We start from the raw sequence: 17,793 nt of genomic DNA on the forward strand, positions 1-17,793 counted from the left end.
AAGCATGACAAAAGAAGAAATCATAAATGAGTTAAGTGGATTAATCAACATAGCTGAAGAAATAAAACTTCAATATGGGAGACATGATAAACTATTTTCAAAATGGCAAAATGATGTAATTTCTTTTGTTGACAATATTTTGAAAAAACCTGAAGCTAAAATAACTGCCTTTAAGGGTGTCAATTATAATTTTTATGGTTTTGTTTATGATGGAGCATATAAAAATGCTTTTTGCGATGGAATAGATAAAGCCATTGGTATCATACAGTCATGGCAAACTGAAGTCGAAAAGTTCTGGGATAATGATATTCACAATAGGAATGAAGCCCAAAGGGAGTATACATATTCTTGTTTTATTGTTCATGGTCATAACAATGAAATTAAATTGGAAGTTAAAGACTTCATTGAAGATTTAGAATATGAAATTGATTGCACAATCCTTCATAAAAAAGCTAACCAAGGTAAGACTATTGTAGAAAAGTTTGAATCGCATGCAGAGGTCGATTTTGCTGTCTGCTTATGGACTAATGATGATGTTGGAAATGCAAAGGTAAATTATAAACTAAATCCAAGAGCACGTCAAAATGTAATACTTGAGACCGGATATTTCTGGGGTAAGTATGGTAGAGAAAGAACAATTATCCTTTATGAAGATGGTGTTGAGATTCCAAATGATTTTTCTGGTCTGGTCTATATCAGTTATAAAGATAATTGGAAAGATGAATTGCGTAAAGAAATTGAACACATTTATAAAAGTCCAAAATAATCACACTTTTACCAAATTGCGCGACACCTTGTTGCCAAAGTTAATGAGTGGGGAGTTGCGGGTAAACATGGACTAACAAGCTAACTCAAGATACAAGTATGAAAAAGTTATTTATTGCTCTTACCCTTGTAATTCTGGGAACCACTGCTTTTTCTCAATCATACAAAGCTTGGGATGAACATGATGTGGTTCGATTCTACGAAAAGGTTGAATTAGCGTCATACTCTTTAGATGAAGATGGTGAAGAAATTAACGAGGTTTATGTTCCTACTAAAGTAAAAGATGGTGTTTATGAAGTAGAGGTTCGAAAAATTTCGTCGAAACTATACCAAATCGTTGGAACAAGCATTTACATGTACTTCAGGTATTCACCCTACTTGCACACCTATGACGATGGAATTTTGGAGGTGTCGTATTCTTCCGGGACTTTTTACGAAAACCCGGATTAGACCTGTCTAGACCATCAAGAGAATCAGTAACTAAGAAGGACAGTCAAATTTAACAATTGAAGTAACGTAAATATGCTATACGCAGTTGAACACCATAAAGCTGGGCGGAATATCAACTCAGAAGAGATTTCCTGGCAACAGCTGTTTAAGACATCCGAAGACTCGTTGACTTCGTTTGTGTTCGAACGCTTGTTTTACCTTCCGGTGGAGCTCATGTGGACAATCCTGACCAAAGCGTGCTGCGGCAGCGAGCTTCCAAAGCAGGCAGGCAAAATGGTATCAACGGAGTTTTGGCCGCATTGGGATGCCGAACATACATCGAACTCGATTTTTATTGAACCGGATGTGTTTATTCGTTTCAGCGAGTTCGATCTAATTATTGAAGCCAAACGCTACGATAAAGACCAACAATACCAAGGGCAGTGGGAAAACCAAATTCAGGCCTACCGGAACGAGTTTTCCGATGAAAAACCGCTGTTCTATATTGCTTTGGGGGGATTATTCACACACGAAACCCAGACGGTAAACGGGATAAAAGTTGTAATGTGCCGTTGGAAGAGCTTGTTGGAACAAGTTAAGATGGCACACCAGTTACTGTCCGAATCGGAAGGGCTGCTGTATTCAAGCGATGCCATTCTTCGGATTTTATCCGATTTAAAGAAGGTTTTCCGGCTTCATGGATATGCCACCGGCCTGTGGTTTAGTAGTTTGCCTTTTCAGGATTACAGTATCAATAGTGATGGATTTAAACTTAGTTGTGAGCCAATCAGAAAAGACAAGGTAAAGGCTACCTCAATCCCAACAGACTATTCAATAAATTATCAAATAACCTCATACACCTTAATAAAATGGGATCTATAACAAAACAAGAACTTGATGCGGCATTTGTTGATGTCCGTAAGGCATATCGCTTACTATATCATTACCAGAAGAGAGTGCTTGATCTGATGCAGTTTATCAGTGACAGCCTTCCCTTTTCTTTTGAGGCTGGTCATTCACGATTTTCTAGTCCAACTCCCAAGGATAAAAGGGTTGATTTAGGCCGTTGGGCTTGGGATTGGTTGAACTTGTATTTATATGAGTTCCATTTCGGGACGACAAAAATAGATGGTAAGAAAATTTCTTTTTCAATTGTATTGCAAAGTGATACTGGCTTTTTTGATAAAGAAGCAACCGCAAAAACAAAGATTGATGTTTCGAAATTCGTAAAACCAGAAATTTCAAAGACATGCCTCATTTTTGTTGCTGGCTATAACCATTGGAACGAGGAAATCCTGGCTTGCCCAAACAAGTATCTATCAAAGGATAACACCTATGTCTTCAACGAGGTCAACGAGGCAATTGGAAAAGAAAAGGCAATGTTGCTTTGCGCTAAAAGCTACGATCTGTCCCTATTTGTAGATGAAGAGTCAACGCTAGCGCAAATTGACGACTTTAATCTCTTTTGCTCTGCCATTGGTTTAGCAATAAAGGATATGACAGTAGAAGTAGCGTCAAGCCGTTCGAATAATAATGATGGCCTATAGGAGCGTGTGAGTTCGATTGTGGACTTGTGACGCTGTGCCATGCAAAATGATAGACTTATGGATAGAAAGCAACAACATCAGGCATTTATACGAGAAAAAGGTCAATTCAAACTCGATTGTTCAGCAGTTATTTTTGCTGCTGATGAACTTGAGCTACTGCAGCAATGGGGACATTGGTTTCAAGCCTTACAGGAAGGTGTTTTGGAGCCCTTCACGGATTTACAGCATAACTTTGTAGTTATGTGCCGGGGTGAACGCGAGCCGGTGAGCCTTGAAGAAAAAACCTGGCACAAGTACATTAATCGTAAACGTATCGAGGCCAAATCGGGCGACAGTTTACGCCAGCATTATGAATACCGGGAGCAGGGTTTTTATACCCGAGACATGAAGAAGCAACTAACCCGAATGATGTATGCAGAAATGCACAGAAGCCATAAGCTATAAACAGAAAATCGCAAACTAATGGGAACCATTATTAGAAACAAAACCATCCGTCCATCTTCGCGATTGGAGAGCTCAAAAAGCTATGAAATCGACACCCTAAGGGTAAACATCGATCTCGAATCCGACTACTCTAGCATTAGAGAAAGGCGGATTCGTTTGGAATGACAATATGAAATCTTATGCAATAAACACTGAGTTTCTATTGGGAAAAAACGTTACATTTAAAAACTGATGACTAAACTAACCGAAAACGATATTGAATTATGGGCCATCGAAGAGCTTGAAGCTATTGGGTGGAATTATGTACATGGAACTACTATCGCACCTGATGGAGAAAAGCCTGAACGTAGTAGTTACGGTGATGTGATTTTGAAATCCCGTTTGCAGGAAGCTATTGCACGGAACAATTCGGATATTCCGTTTGAAGCCCAGCAGGAAGCTTTGAAAGTGGTTGAGCGTATTGCCTCGCCAGAGTTGATGGTTAATAACCTCCGGTTTCATGAGTTGCTCACCGAAGGCGTTCCGGTAGAGTATCGCAAAGATGGGATTCAGCGTGGAGATCGTGTTCAGCTAGTCAATTTCGAAAATCCCAGTCAAAACGATTTTCTGGTGGTCAACCAGTTTACCATCATTGAAAACAACAATAACAAACGCCCCGACCTGATTCTGTTTGTGAATGGTTTACCTCTGGTCATATTTGAATTAAAAAATGCTGTTGATGAAAATGCAACTTTGCATTCAGCATTTAAGCAAATTCAAACATATAAAGACGCCATACCAAGCCTGTTTACATTCAATACCTTTTGTGTGCTGTCTGATGGTGCTGATGCTAAAGCAGGTTCTTTATCGGCAGGTTATTCAAGGTTTTTAGCCTGGAAAACAAGTGATGGCGTTAAAGAAGCTTCTTTATTGACCAGTCAATTGGAAGTCTTGATTAAAGGCTTAATTAATCGAACTACTTTATTGGACTATATTCGTCATTTTATTGTTTTTGAAGAAGACAAACATATTGATGCAAAAGGAATAGCCACAATTAAGACTATAAAAAAAGTAGCTGCCTATCATCAATACTATGCCGTAAACAAAGCAATTGAATCTGTGAAAAAAGCCTCGGCTGATAATGGCGACCGAAAAGGAGGTGTAGTTTGGCATACACAAGGTAGTGGTAAGTCTCTCTCAATGGTGTTTTTTAGTGGTAAGTTGGTTTTACAGCTTAATAATCCAACCATTTTAGTAATTACCGACCGTAATGATTTAGACGACCAACTGTTTGATACTTTCGGTTCATCAAAACAACTGTTGCGTCAAGTTCCGATACAGGCAGAAAGCAGAGAACATCTAAAAGAGTTGTTGAAAGTAGCCTCCGGAGGGATTGTATTTGCTACCATTCAAAAATTCCAACCCGAAGATGGCTCAAATGTGTATGAGCAACTTTCTGACCGTACCAATATTGTAGTGGTTGCTGACGAAGCCCACCGTACACAATATGGATTTAAACCAAAGTCGATTGATGTAAAAGACGATAATGGCAATGTAGTTGGTCAGCGTTTAGTTTATGGTTTTGCTAAGTATATGCGTGATGCTTTACCCAATGCAACGTATCTGGGATTTACAGGGACTCCTGTTGAATCTACTGATGCAAATACCCCCGCCGTTTTTGGTAATTATGTTGATATTTACGATATAGCACAAGCTGTTGAAGATGGTGCTACCGTTCCTATTTACTACGAAAGCCGTTTGGTGAAAATCAATCTTTCGGAAGAAGGAAAACAGCTTATCGAGGAGCTTGATGAAGAACTGGCAAAGGATGAATTAACGGAAACCCAAAAAGCTAAAGCCAAGTGGACAAAGGTTGAAGCAATTATTGGTAGTGAAGCTCGATTAAAGAAGGTCGCTGAAGATATTGTTTTTCACTACGAGGAACGTACCAATAGCGGTATCGAAGGCAAAGCAATGATTGTTACCATGAGCCGACAAATCGCTGCTGACTTGTATAAGGAAATCATTAAAATACGCCCACATTGGCATGATGATGATTTGGATAAAGGTGTGCTAAAAGTAGTGATGACTGCTTCTTCATCAGATGGTCCAGAGCTAATGAAACATCATACATCAAAAGACCAACGCAGAGCATTAGCCGACCGAATGAAAGATACTTCTGACCCGATGAAATTGGTAATTGTTCGGGATATGTGGTTGACTGGATTTGATGCGCCTAGTATGCACACTTTGTATATCGACAAACCAATGAAAGGTCATAACCTGATGCAAGCAATAGCAAGGGTTAACCGGGTATATAAAGACAAGCCGGGCGGTTTGGTGGTTGATTATTTTGGTATTGCCTCTGATTTAAAAAAGGCACTATCCTTCTATTCTGATAGCGGTGGAAAAGGCGATCCGGCAGAAGCTCAGGAAAAGGCGGTTCAGTTGATGTTGGAAAAGCTGGAAGTTGTTTCTCAAATGTTCTCAGAGAACCCTACGACACAACATGCTGATTATTCAATGGCAGCAGAACCTAAAGTGCCTTACGGTGATGGCTTTGCTTATGAAAATTATTTTGATGCTCCAATAAAAGAGAAGTTAGAGTTAATAATTTCTGCGGTTGAGCATGTTCTTAGTTTGGATGATGGTAAAAACAGATATGTAAGAGAAGTAACTGCTCTCTCAAAAGCGTTTGCTATTGCCTTACCACATGATGAAGCAATGGATGCCAAAGATGAGATTGCATTCTTTCAGGCAGTCAAAGCCCGAATCCAAAAGCTTGATATGGGTGAAGTTTCAGGTGGCAAAACCGATTACGAAATTGAAACCGCCATTAAGCAAGTAATTGATGAAGCAATAGTTTCGGAACAGGTAGTTGATATTTTTGATGCAGCAGGAATTAAAAAGCCGGAATTATCGGTGTTGGATGATGATTTTCTTGAAGAAATGAAAGACATGAAGCATAAGAACCTTGCTTTGGAAGTACTCAAAAAACTACTTAACGATGAGATTAAAACACGCAGCAAGCACAACCTGGTTCAAAGTCGAACCCTAATGGAGATGCTGGAGTCATCCATTAAGCGCTACCAAAATAACCTGATTACTGCTGCCGAAATCATTCAGGAAATGATTGAACTGGCAAAAGAGATAAAGGAAGCTGATAAACGTGGCGAAAAAATGGGATTATCAAAAGATGAGCTTGCTTTTTACGATGCCGTATCATCAAACAACAGTGCCAAGGATATGTTGGGTGATGATGTGCTGCTTAAACTTGCCAGGGTATTGGTTGAGCGTGTTAAAGCCAATGCCACCATCGACTGGACGGTGAAGGAATCGGTAAAAAAGAAGCTGAAAGTAATCGTTAAGCGCACATTGCGACAGTATGGCTACCCTCCTGATTTGCAAAAACTGGCAACCGATACGGTATTGCAACAAGCCGAGGCCTTAGCTGAGTTTTGGAATAATTGAGGATGAATATTAAAATGGGCATTCTCAGTTATTTCTGGGTTGGGGGAGCCTGCCTTTGAATAAAAGAACGTCTACCAACAAATATTGCTACGTTCGCGATAGCATTAGATTTTTTCGAATGATTTTCACCCTACGCCATCTTATGTCCGAGCTTACTATTAACTTAGTGCTATTAATTAGTATTAAACCATGTCCGACCGCAAAACCGTCCTCCGCTATTTCCATATCCTAAACAGGCTGCGAAAATCACCAGCTTCGTTCAGGGAAATTGATGCATACCTTAGCCAGCAATCCGAATGGCAGGATGAAAACTTCAACGTTTCCAAGCGGCAATTCACAAGGATACGAAACGACATGAAATCCATTTTTGAGATAGACATTGATTACGATTCAAGCCGCGATGTGTATTTCATAAACAAAGAAACCGAATCCGACATCACCCAACGTCGTCTGGAAGCGTTGGATACCTTCCAGGCTCTTAAAATGGGGCATAATACCTTGCCCATCATTCATTTTGAGAAACGACAACCACAGGGCACCGAAAATATGTTCGGATTGATCCACGCCATCAAAAATACCCTTCGCATAACATTCACCTATCAAAAATTCTGGGAAGATAATGCCACCCAGCGATTGGTCGATCCTTATGCCTTGAAAGAATTCAAAAACCGTTGGTATCTGCTGGCTAAAGACGAAAAGGATGAAAAAATTAAAACCTTTGGCCTGGACCGCCTTTCCAATCTGCAATTAACCAGCTCAAAATTTGCGTCACCCGATGCATTCAGTATGGAGTCCTACTTTCAAAATTGTTTTGGTATTATCACGCCCAACCAAGGACAACCAGAAAACGTAATTCTGTCCTTCTCCCAATCTCAGGGCAAGTATATCAAAACAATGCCCTTACATGAATCACAAAAAGTACTGTTGGATACAAAAAACGAAATAAGAATTCAATTGAAAGTGCATCTAACCTACGATTTCCTCTTGGAAATCTTGTCGCATGGAGCCGCAGTTAAGGTAATTAGTCCTGAAAAACTGGTTAATCAAATTACAGGATCATATAAAACCGCGCTAAATCAATACAAATGAATAACACAGAACTATTAGAAGAGTACAGCAGAATTGAAAAACGTATCGCTCCAATCGCTGAATTCCTTGAGAAGCACAAGAATGAAAAAGCCTATGCAGGACTCTACAAAGGCATAATAACTTTAAATAGTCCCTTGGTTTATCAACCGGAAATATTATTTGTCGGAATTAATGCAGGGGAAGGAGCATACATTGTAGAAAATCAAAAAAAAGATGCAAACAATGAAACACCTTTGCGAATGCTTGGTGAAGATCAGCGCTGTTTCGAAGAATTAAATTGGTTTGAAGATGGAAATGCGCGAGGAGGGCCCGATCACAATCGGAAATGGCACAGTTATAAATGGTATCAACGGAACAAGAAAACCAATAATCCGTTCTCTAAGAACATGATAGATATGCTCTATGAGATTGCCAAACTGAAATATCCACTGGAATATCAAGCTCAAAGGTACGATAATGATAAACTACCGTTTTGGTTCGAAGGATTTGGAAAATCGATCATGTACACCAACTTATATCCAATTGCCACAAAAGATATAAAACATTTAAAGCAGGTTCACTCAAATCTATCCAGGGAAACAGAGCTGCAAGAACATTGGCTCCAAATCAGGAAAAACGACGAAAAGATCAACGAGTGGACGGTGAGAAGATTCTTTATCAGAAGAGTTTATGAGTTGATCGATTTAGTAAAACCTAAAATGATCGTTGTCATGGGCTTATCTGCCTACAACGATTTTCTATACAAAACAGACAAAGGGATAATACTCAACACAGAGCTAAAAAGAAATGATGCGAGAATTCCTGTCATTGCCTTCAATAGAAAGGGAAATTGGAGTGCGCGTATTCCTGATATCGTGGCAAAAATTGCTGAAATAGAATGTCTCACGACATGATAGAATTCAACATGCCAATAAAAAAGAAAAACACCTTGGTCATGGGGATTGGGAACCATGCCTGCGAGGCTGTTAGCGAGATATATTACGAAAATGAAAACCCGGCCATTGATTTCATTACCATAACCAGCAACAGGGAAGTTTTAAGAAGTTTTTTGATTCCGTCTGAAAACAAAATTTATCTGACTTCAGATCGCAAAAACAATAAGAAGCACGAAAGTCAATCGAACTCGAAGCACGAACCTGTCGGCGAAGGACTCGTTGCCTTGGAAAAATTACTCACTAAGAATTATCAATTAATTTTTATCCTTACAACATTGGATGGAGAAACCGGTACGGCCCTGTCGAAAATGATTGCAGAACGATCTGCACAAACTGATGCCCTCATTATCTCAATTATAGCTTATCCCTACTACCTAAAAGGCAAGCTGCATCATTTCAACGTAGAAAGTGGATTAAATGCTTTAAGCAACTTTTCGGATACCCTATTCTTATTTTCCAACGACAGGTCTTGTCTGTTTCAAGATCTTAAGGAAACTCAGAACATTCCGATCCCCACGCATTCCTTATTCATGCAGCCGGTTGAAGTGATCTTATCTATGATCTCATTGGACGGCTCCATCAATATTGACTTCAATGATATGGAAACAGCAATAAAAGGCACCAATAAACCAGCGGCAATACTAAACGGACTTGGGCAAGGCAAAGAGAGAATTGCCCAAATACTAACAGCAATGTATCAGTCTCCTTATCTGGCAGAAATTGAATGGAGCACCTTGAATACCATCATTATTTGTTTTGAATCGGGTTATGAAAACGAAATCCAGGTAAATGAAATAGCTCAAGTAATGGATTCTTTTCAAAATAAATTCTCGGCAAATCCGGAATTTATCTGGGGAAACTGCACAAACCCGAACTTATCCGGTGCTATACGCGTGAGTGCAGTGCTTACTCAACAACAAGCAGAATAACTTAAAAACAATCTAATCGTGAAAAGATTAACTGAAGCAGCTGACCAACTGAATGAACTACTCAATGCCAATAAACTGGATAGGCATAAATTAGAAAATATTGCTCGCGAGTTAGATCAAATAATAGGCTTGCGACTCAAACTCGTTGACTTCGAAAAGTACAACGAAAAAGAATTGGAGAAACTGACTACCGAGAAACAAATACAAATCAAAAAACAAAATTTCGAAGCTGCTGCCAACGCCCGGGAACAGGAAAAGGAATGCTTTAAATACGCCAATTTTCAAAAGTACTTCCAATTAAAAAACTCCTTCTTCTATCCCGAAGAGGGAAAGCTGTTTTATTTCCACCTGGGAACAGCAAAAAATGATGTGGCGATCAAAGACTACTTCTTCGGGAAAGAAGCCTAAAAATTTGTGATTTTCTATTGGGATAGTTAATAAAAATGCAAAATGATAAGTTTTGTTAACTCGATTCTAAAAGAAAAAACACCATGCCAGGAAGATGGTCAACGCAGAATATTTTGGAACAAAAATCTAAACTTTAAATATTAATTGATTATGCGAGTATATGCAAGGTATTTTTCAGAAGACAATTTAAATTTCCGAAGAACAACTTTAATTCAATTTGGCGATAGCTGGGAACTCATAGGCAGTGCTGTGCTGATAAATCCAGGTAGTGCGCATCCAATTTCCAACACACCCATTGATGGTTCAAAGATTCATGAGATTTCCGCTTTTTTAGGAACTGAGTGTAAAGATGATTGGTATGAGTTCCGGTCAGATCCTACAATGGGTTGGTTAAGGAAAATATTTGAAGGGGATTATGTTTCAGCAGACAAGAAGAGAAATTTGAAAGGAGTAATCCAGCTATTTAATCTATTCAACCTGAGGAATCAAAACCTGACAGAAGCGCTTAGTTGTTCGCAAGAAACTCGCAGTAGTCACCTCTTTTCGGTGGAAGAGGATAAACAATTATTTAGGGAAAAGCCGGTTTATTTGGGCTGGGGTAATACTGGAAAATACGATAGTCGCCTTAAGATTATAGCAGAAAATATCTTTGAATATGCTCGCTCAAATAATCATTACCTGCAACCAAACTTTGAAGACAACTCATTCTATCATCCTCGCTATCTGAACATGCAGTATAAAAAGCCGCGGGCAAGAGCTTTGTTGAACAACTTTTTTGAAAATGATATAACATATCAGCCTGCTGATTTCTTCGATAAGAGTTTCCCGCATAAAGTTAGAATTTCAAGAGGACAAATAGCTGAAGTCATAAAGGAGATTAGAAAAGATGAGTCTATTTTCAAAAAGTGCACTGATATCGAGTTGCTTGAAGAAGGAGAGAAAACCATTCGTTTCGAATTTGCTGGTTACGAAAATGACAAGCTTGAATTTACAGTTACAATGAATGAAAACGGATACATTGGAATACGTGGCAGTAAGCCATCAAATGGAAATGACAGAAACGAAAATCTCTCCTATAAAGAAAAATATGAAGGAGTTCTGAGCGAACTTGATTTTTTGACACCGAGAAAAACATGGTTAGGAACCAAGAACATCTCAGATATTGATTTTGAAAATAGGGATCTAGAATCGATAGTTACTTCAATATTCAAAGAACTTGAGAATTTTATCAGCTCGATGCAGTCTAACTAAGCTGGAGGAGCTAACTCAACTTTGAATCTGAAACATGAAACTGAAAACTGTGACTTCTTCACGTCCTCTGAAACTCCTTCCGGCCCTTTGCGTTAAAATAGACGTTTGATTCATTCATAAATCCCCAACCTGAAACTGACAACCGTATACTGATAACTGAACTAAGAAACATGGGACAAAAACTAAAACATCTGCTCGCTCAGCAAAATGAAACAGAAATACTTGAGTACGTAGACAAAACCCTTCTTAAAGCCTACAACCAAGGATGGAATGATTGTTTATGGGGAGATGATGCTCCAGCCTTGGATGCACAAAGCCTAAACGAAATTTTAAACCGGATTAAGAACGAACCACCGCACAACTCGCAAAAAAACAAATGGGAAAGAATCGATATGGAGCACACACCAGGCTTCCCTGTGGACCTTCAGAAAATATACCAAAACACAATTAAATTTGCTGGAGAAAAACATGCAGACCAAAAAATACCCGGCTCTCAGGCAAGCTATATCGTCCACATTTCAAACGTAGCCATGGAAATACTAATGGCCTATCAGGCAACCCCCAACTTTGATATCCAATTAGCAGTCCAAATAGCCCTCTTACACGATATCCTGGAGGATACCAACACCTCTTTACAGGAATTAGAAGAACACTTTGGTGCAAAAATAGCGGAGGCATGTCTTGCCCTATCAAAAAATAAAGCCATCACTGATAAATCAGAACGAATGAACGATAGCCTCAAACGCATTCGTTTATTGGATAAGGAAGTAGGCATGGTAAAACTCGCCGACCGAATTACAAATCTCCAACCACCCCCAAAACATTGGAGCATGGAAAAAGTACACAATTACAAAAATGAAGCACGTGTGATATTCGAAGCATTGAATCACTGCAATGAATATCTGGCATCCCGGCTAATATCAAGCATCAAAGCATACAACTCCTAATAACTAACTGACAACTGTTAACAGACAATTCTCAACAAACAAAAAGAGGAAAACGTTGAATACGATTTCCTCTTTGGGGAATAAATAGGTAAAAATTTCCTGCTCTTTCCTCTTTATACTCAATTTCCCGCTCCAGGTTCTAGATATCTTCGATAGAACAAGTAAAAAACTTCACCAATAGAAGCCAAACCTCTCAATTCTAGCGCCAGTTCATTTCTTCACATGCCAAGTAAAAATGGCAGCCGCAGTCGTGACGGAGGGGTTAATCCTCAGGTGCAACGGGTTCCGATCCGCTGTTTTTTTTCTGTTGGTTAAATAACATCAAAGACTTTGTCGCTTGCCGTCCGCCTTTCATTTTAGAACTCTGTAGCTTCATTTTATCCCATCTTATTTTTATAGCTTGCAGTTCCTTTTTGATGGCTTCTATTTGTCGATAGATTTGGTTATCAGGATTCTCATCCGGAATTTCATTGGAGATAAAATGGACAAATTTCCATGCCTCGCGGATTTCACTCACAGGCAGATCGTAGGCTTCATAATCCGGGTTCAGAGAAATCATGTGAAGGCTGCCTTTTTCGGTCAATTCATTGCGTACTTTTTTAAATACAATTCCCTCGTTTAGGGTAAGCACTACATACAGTTCATCATCCTTAATGTCGAACAAATCCTGCACAAATTCACCGGTCACCCAGCTTTTATCGGGTATTGGTAACATTGAATCGCCATCAATCTGAAAGGTACGGTATTTCTTCTCGCGGGATAAAAATGGCAGTTGAAACACGGGTAGACCTGCAATAAATTCTGAATCAAAATAACCCACGGTATATCCAGCCTTGGCCTTGATCGAAACCAACTCGATGTTGTCCTGATTTTGGGCATCCACCGTAGTAGCCAGCACCCGGATTTCATTGCCCCGTACAAAAACGTCTGAACCATGCTCAATCAGATACAATTGGCTTTCGCGTAAGCTCGAAAGATTCACCCGCAACAGGGTATCGACAGACAAATGAAATAAATCTGACAAGGCTAGTACCACCGGCAATGGAGGCATAGCAATTCCGTTTTCATAATTATTAATGCTCGACCGCTTGGTGTTCAGTGCATCTGCAACGTCCAACTGCGTGAGTCTGCGTCGCTTGCGCAAAAATTTAAGATTTTCGGATAGGTACATGTTGATTGTATAAAAATAACGACTATTTTATAATCCTTTAGTTTGATTATTTCGTAGTCAAATATACGAAGAATGTACGGATTCAGGCAAGATGCTTATTGCATTTTGCGTAAAGTGGTAGGAGAACGATAAAATGCAGTTACAGGACAGAACAATTGTACACATGGATCTGGATACTTTTTTTGTGTCTGTGGAGCGGTTGATGGATTCAGCATTGGAGGGGAAGCCTGTTATTATTGGAGGATTGTCTGACAGGGGAGTGGTAGCCAGTTGCAGTTATGAAGCGCGGCAATTTGGAGTACACGCGGCCATGCCTATGAAAATGGCACTCAACTTATGCCGTGATGCTGCTGTCATTCGGGGGGATATGGATTTGTACAGCAAATACTCACGGCTGGTTACTGAGGTAATTGCCGAAAAGGCTCCCTTATATGAAAAGGCTTCCATCGATGAGCATTACCTGGATATAACCGGGTTAGATCGCTTTTTCGGATCGTACCAGTGGACACACGAACTGCGGGAGCGTATTATCCGCGAAACCGGACTGCCCATCTCTTTTGGATTATCGGTAAACAAAACCGTCAGCAAGATTGCTACTGGTGAGGCAAAGCCCAACGGAGAAAAATACGTTGAACGCAACGGAGTAAAGCCCTTTTTAAATCCCTTGTCCATTCGAAAAATTCCGATGGTGGGACCAAAAACATACCAGTTGCTTAGGTCGATGGGCGTTTCCACAATTCAAACACTCAGCGCTATTCCACAGGAGATGATGATCAGCCTGCTTGGAAAGAATGGTATTGATATCTGGCGAAAGGCTCAGGGGATCGACTTTACCCCGGTTGTCCCTTACAGTGAAGAAAAATCGATCAGCACTGAACGTACCTTTGAAACTGACAGCATTGATGTGGCTATGCTCGAACAACTGCTTACAGCCATGACCGAGAAGCTATGTTTTAAACTACGAGAGAAAGAAAAGCTGGCTTCGGTAGTAACTGTAAAAATCCGCTATTCCAATTACGACACGCATACCCTGCAACGAAAAATTACTTACACTTCATACGATCATATCTTGATTAAAACTGCCCGTGAGTTATTTCACCGATTATATGAAAGGCGAATGCTTATCCGGTTAATTGGTGTGAAATTAGGAGGGTTGGTGCATGGGGCGCAGCAACTTAACCTTTTTGATAACAATGAAAAGCAGGTTCGTCTTTACCTGTCAATGGACCAAATCCGACTGCGTTATGGCGCCGGGGCTATCCAAAGAGCTTCCGGAATCATTTTCAAAGATTAGGACTATTTATCATTTAAGCATGTATCTTAATACCCATAGTTATTACAGTCTGCGTTATGGTACAATGACCATCGACCAATTGCTTCTTTGGGCTCAAAAATGCCGGGTAGAAGCATTGGCGCTTACCGATATCAACACCTCAATGGGAATCCCCGAGTTTGTAAAAAAGGCAGAAGAGCGAGGCATAAAACCGCTGGCAGGAATTGAGTTTCGAAACGGGGATGAGCTGCTCTTTACTGGTATTGCAAAAAACAATCGGGGTTTTAAGGAATTGAATGACTACCTGAGCTGGCACAACCTGAATAAGAGAAAATTCAGCTTGGATGGCTGGATATTTAGCCAGGTGTTGGTTGTGTATCCCTACGGTCAAAAAAATCCAACAGAGCTGACAGACTATGAGTACACGGGTATCCGCCCTACACAGGTAAACCAGTTGCTGACCTCCCGGTACCGAAAATATCAGAATAAGTTGCTGATTTGGCATCCGGTGTCTTTTCAGGACCAATCTGCCTGGTTTCTGCACAAAAGCTTGAGGGCTATCGATCACAATACACTGATCAGTAAACTTCGGCCGCATCAATTTGCCGGGAAGGATGAGCGAATGGCTCCTGTTTCACGCCTTCGTAAGGTATTCGAAAATTATCCGGGCATAATTCAAAATACCGAAAAAGTGATCAGGGAATGTTCCATCAGCTTCAACTACAAATCTGTAAAAAATAAGAAAACTTTCAGTCAATCGCTATATGATGATAAGCTGCTGCTCCAAAAACTGGCATTCGATGGAATGGAATATCGCTACGGTAAAAACAATCCATTAGCAAAAGAACGGATCTGCCGCGAGTTGGAAATTATTGATAAGCTCGGCTTTTCAGCCTACTTCCTGATTGCCTGGGACATGATCCGATACAGCCTCTCGCGCGGGTTCTATCATGTTGGACGTGGCAGTGGAGCGAACAGTATCGTAGCCTATTGTTTGAAAATCACTGATGTTGATCCCATTGAGCTGAACCTTTATTTCGAACGCTTTTTGAACCCTAAACGTACCAGTCCTCCCGATTTTGACATTGATTATTCTTGGAAAGACAGGGATGAAGTACAAGACTATATTTTCAAACGCTATGGGAAGGATCATACTGCACTCCTGGGAGCTACGTCAACGTTTAAAAATAAATCCATTTTCAGGGAATTGGGGAAAGTTTTCGGATTACCGAAGGAAGAGATTGACCTGTTGATTAAAGATCCGGGGAATGCTTTTAACAAACATGACACGGCCATGCTGATCACAACGCTAGGCAAAAAGATGGTTGATTTTCCCAACCTGCGCACCATTCATGCCGGAGGAATTCTGATCTCCGAAGAGCCGATAACTTGCTATACTGCGCTTGATCTGCCGCCCAAAGGGTTCCCAACAACCCAGTGGGATATGTATATGGCCGAAGAAATGGGCTTTGAAAAACTTGATATTCTGAGTCAGCGGGGAATTGGTCATATCAAAGAGGCGGTTGAAATTATTCACGAAAACCGGGGTGATCAAGTGGATGTGCACCGCGTGAATGACTTCTTGCTGGATGATAAAGTCCGAGAGCAACTGAAGAGGGGAGAAACCAATGGCTGTTTTTATATCGAAAGTCCAGCCATGCGTGGTTTGTTAAAAAAACTACGCTGTAACAACTACTTAACGCTGGTAGCCGCCAGCTCCATCATCCGCCCGGGAGTAGCAAAATCGGGCATGATGAGGCAATACATCCAGCGTTTTCATCATCCGGAAAAGATCAAATACCTACACCCGGTTATGAAGGAACAGCTGGAAGAAACTTACGGGGTAATGGTTTATCAGGAAGATGTGATCAAGGTAGCTCACCACTTTGCCGGGCTCGATCTGGCAGAGGCAGATGTGCTGCGCCGTGCCATGTCGGGTAAATACCGGTCAATTACCGAGTTTAAAAAGATTGAAGAGAGATACTTTCAAAATTGCCGGGAGAAAGGCTATGCCGAAGAAGTCAGTCGGGAGGTGTGGCGTCAAATTGAATCGTTTGCAGGTTATTCTTTCTCCAAAGCACATTCGGCCTCATATGCTGTAGAAAGCTTTCAAAGCCTTTATCTTAAAGCGCATTATCCGTTGGAGTTTCAAGTAGCAGTGATAAATAACTTCGGTGGTTTTTATCATTCCTGGGTATATTTTAATGAGGCACAGCGACAGGGCGGAACACTGGAACTGCCCTGTGTAAACCGTAGTCGCTATACTACATGTATTTATGGGAAAACAATCTTTATGGGCTTTGTTCATGTGCAGAACCTGGAAACGACAACGATTGAATTAATTATTGCGGAGCGTAAATGTAACGGCGAATACCAATCTTTGATCAACTTCATGGAGCGAGTTCCGATCACCAAAGAACAGTTAGTCCTTTTAATCCGGGTGGGGGCTTTTCGCTTTACCGCCAACCCGAAATCCTCCTTGCTTTGGGAAGCGCACCTCCATCTGAAACGTCCTGCCGGAAACCATACTGCTCCGACCATATTTCAGGCTCCGACCAAAACCTTTGAACTCCCTGTGCTGGAACATTCTTTTCTGGAAGATGCTTACGATGAAATTGAACTGCTGGGGTTTCCTGTTAGTGTGAATAATTTTGACATGCTGCAAACTTCCTTTAGGGGTGAAATACAAGCAAGCGATCTTTTATTGAATTTGGGAAGCAACGTGCGTATGGTGGGGCGACTGGTTACAATTAAATATGTACATACCGTTAAAAAGGAAGTCATGCACTTCGGAACTTTTATTGATTCAACCGGTGAGTTTTTTGATACTGTCCATTTTCCGGTCTCCCTAAAACAATATCCGTTTCGGGGAAGTGGCATTTACTTAATTCTTGGCAAAGTGGTGGAAGAGTTTGGATTTCCTTCACTGGAAGTGGAAAAAATGGCTAAATTGCCCTATCGGCCTAATCCTCGGTCCTGATTTTAAAACAGAGTCCCTTGTCGGTTTAGAGGGTCTTCTTTCCGTTTATTGCGCGGATCTGCTTCCTTTCGAAAGTGACAGATGAATATGCTGGAAGGGGAAATCTATTTTAGACTGACGGATTGGGATTGACCACTCCTTTTTTCGTTTCATTAGTTCTAGGGAGATCTGTATT

At 40.5% G+C, this 17,793-nt stretch carries 15 protein-coding genes; 14 read left to right on the forward strand and 1 reads right to left on the reverse strand.

All coding sequences use genetic code 11. The features are described 5' to 3' along the window. Positions 1-4 precede the first annotated feature (4 nt). From Q1A18_RS03620 to Q1A18_RS03675, 12 genes are all read left to right on the forward strand, one after another. Positions 5-766, forward strand: coding sequence for a nucleotide-binding protein (locus Q1A18_RS03620; protein WP_299577473.1), 762 nt, complete (start codon positions 5-7; stop codon positions 764-766). 98 nt (positions 767-864) lie between these two features. Beyond that, positions 865-1,215 carry a hypothetical protein gene (locus Q1A18_RS03625; RefSeq protein WP_299577475.1) on the forward strand — a complete coding sequence of 117 codons (351 nt, stop codon included), beginning with the start codon at positions 865-867 and terminating at the stop codon, positions 1,213-1,215. Between the two features lie 72 nt (positions 1,216-1,287). Next, on the forward strand, positions 1,288-2,076 hold the full coding sequence (locus Q1A18_RS03630) for a hypothetical protein (protein WP_299577477.1): 789 nt from the start codon (positions 1,288-1,290) through the stop codon (positions 2,074-2,076). Further along, on the forward strand, positions 2,064-2,741 hold the full coding sequence (locus Q1A18_RS03635) for a hypothetical protein (protein WP_299577479.1): 678 nt from the start codon (positions 2,064-2,066) through the stop codon (positions 2,739-2,741). The genes Q1A18_RS03630 and Q1A18_RS03635 overlap by 13 nt, the downstream gene beginning before the upstream one ends. A 57-nt stretch (positions 2,742-2,798) precedes the next feature. Further along, complete coding sequence (gene maoP / locus Q1A18_RS03640) at positions 2,799-3,185, forward strand: DUF413 domain-containing protein (RefSeq protein WP_299577481.1); 387 nt, start codon at positions 2,799-2,801, stop codon at positions 3,183-3,185. 231 nt (positions 3,186-3,416) lie between these two features. Next, entirely contained in the window at positions 3,417-6,635 is a 3,219-nt protein-coding gene (locus tag Q1A18_RS03645) for a type I restriction endonuclease subunit R (protein ID WP_299577483.1), read from the forward strand. Positions 6,636-6,824: 189 nt separating this feature from the next. Continuing rightward, entirely contained in the window at positions 6,825-7,724 is a 900-nt protein-coding gene (locus tag Q1A18_RS03650; protein ID WP_299577485.1) for a WYL domain-containing protein, read from the forward strand. Next, a complete protein-coding gene (locus Q1A18_RS03655) occupies positions 7,721-8,617 on the forward strand; it encodes a hypothetical protein (RefSeq protein ID WP_299577487.1) in 897 nt (298 codons plus the stop codon). Before Q1A18_RS03650 ends, Q1A18_RS03655 begins: the two co-directional genes overlap by 4 nt. 41 nt (positions 8,618-8,658) lie before the next feature. Then, on the forward strand, positions 8,659-9,588 hold the full coding sequence (locus Q1A18_RS03660) for a hypothetical protein (RefSeq protein ID WP_299577862.1): 930 nt from the start codon (positions 8,659-8,661) through the stop codon (positions 9,586-9,588). An 18-nt stretch (positions 9,589-9,606) separates the two neighbouring features. Further along, the gene (locus Q1A18_RS03665) at positions 9,607-9,996 is read left to right on the forward strand and encodes a hypothetical protein (protein ID WP_299577489.1); all 390 of its coding nucleotides are present in this window, start codon (positions 9,607-9,609) and stop codon (positions 9,994-9,996) included. A gap of 150 nt (positions 9,997-10,146) precedes the next feature. Continuing rightward, on the forward strand, positions 10,147-11,247 hold the full coding sequence (locus Q1A18_RS03670; RefSeq protein ID WP_299577491.1) for a hypothetical protein: 1,101 nt from the start codon (positions 10,147-10,149) through the stop codon (positions 11,245-11,247). Positions 11,248-11,417: 170 nt separating this feature from the next. Further along, positions 11,418-12,194 carry an HD domain-containing protein gene (locus Q1A18_RS03675; protein ID WP_299577493.1) on the forward strand — a complete coding sequence of 259 codons (777 nt, stop codon included), beginning with the start codon at positions 11,418-11,420 and terminating at the stop codon, positions 12,192-12,194. Between the two features lie 262 nt (positions 12,195-12,456). Here the strand turns inward: Q1A18_RS03675 and Q1A18_RS03680 are convergent, their stop codons facing one another. Next, positions 12,457-13,365: a LexA family transcriptional regulator gene (locus Q1A18_RS03680; protein ID WP_299577495.1), complete on the reverse strand. Its 909-nt coding sequence runs from the start codon at positions 13,363-13,365 to the stop codon at positions 12,457-12,459. Between the two features lie 133 nt (positions 13,366-13,498). Here Q1A18_RS03680 and dinB point away from each other — a divergent pair, with 133 nt between their 5' ends. Both dinB and dnaE read left to right on the forward strand, forming a co-directional pair. Further along, positions 13,499-14,659, forward strand: coding sequence for a DNA polymerase IV (gene dinB / locus Q1A18_RS03685; protein ID WP_299577497.1), 1,161 nt, complete (start codon positions 13,499-13,501; stop codon positions 14,657-14,659). 19 nt (positions 14,660-14,678) lie between these two features. Continuing rightward, positions 14,679-17,618, forward strand: coding sequence for a DNA polymerase III subunit alpha (gene dnaE / locus Q1A18_RS03690; protein WP_299577499.1), 2,940 nt, complete (start codon positions 14,679-14,681; stop codon positions 17,616-17,618). Positions 17,619-17,793: the final 175 nt, after the last annotated feature.

This window comes from uncultured Sunxiuqinia sp. (genome assembly GCF_947495665.1).
GTDB classification, from domain to species: Bacteria; Bacteroidota; Bacteroidia; order Bacteroidales; family Prolixibacteraceae; genus Sunxiuqinia; species Sunxiuqinia rutila.

Coding starts and splice junctions, on each gene's coding strand:
- Q1A18_RS03620 (WP_299577473.1), top strand. CDS start 5: ATGACAAAAGAAGAAATCATAAATGAGTTAAGTGGATTAATCAACATA.
- Q1A18_RS03625 (WP_299577475.1), top strand. CDS start 865: ATGAAAAAGTTATTTATTGCTCTTACCCTTGTAATTCTGGGAACCACT.
- Q1A18_RS03630 (WP_299577477.1), top strand. CDS start 1,288: ATGCTATACGCAGTTGAACACCATAAAGCTGGGCGGAATATCAACTCA.
- Q1A18_RS03635 (WP_299577479.1), top strand. CDS start 2,064: ATGGGATCTATAACAAAACAAGAACTTGATGCGGCATTTGTTGATGTC.
- maoP (WP_299577481.1), top strand. CDS start 2,799: ATGGATAGAAAGCAACAACATCAGGCATTTATACGAGAAAAAGGTCAA.
- Q1A18_RS03645 (WP_299577483.1), top strand. CDS start 3,417: ATGACTAAACTAACCGAAAACGATATTGAATTATGGGCCATCGAAGAG.
- Q1A18_RS03650 (WP_299577485.1), top strand. CDS start 6,825: ATGTCCGACCGCAAAACCGTCCTCCGCTATTTCCATATCCTAAACAGG.
- Q1A18_RS03655 (WP_299577487.1), top strand. CDS start 7,721: ATGAATAACACAGAACTATTAGAAGAGTACAGCAGAATTGAAAAACGT.
- Q1A18_RS03660 (WP_299577862.1), top strand. CDS start 8,659: ATGGGGATTGGGAACCATGCCTGCGAGGCTGTTAGCGAGATATATTAC.
- Q1A18_RS03670 (WP_299577491.1), top strand. CDS start 10,147: ATGCGAGTATATGCAAGGTATTTTTCAGAAGACAATTTAAATTTCCGA.
- Q1A18_RS03675 (WP_299577493.1), top strand. CDS start 11,418: ATGGGACAAAAACTAAAACATCTGCTCGCTCAGCAAAATGAAACAGAA.
- Q1A18_RS03680 (WP_299577495.1), bottom strand. CDS start 13,365: ATGTACCTATCCGAAAATCTTAAATTTTTGCGCAAGCGACGCAGACTC.
- dinB (WP_299577497.1), top strand. CDS start 13,499: ATGCAGTTACAGGACAGAACAATTGTACACATGGATCTGGATACTTTT.
- dnaE (WP_299577499.1), top strand. CDS start 14,679: ATGTATCTTAATACCCATAGTTATTACAGTCTGCGTTATGGTACAATG.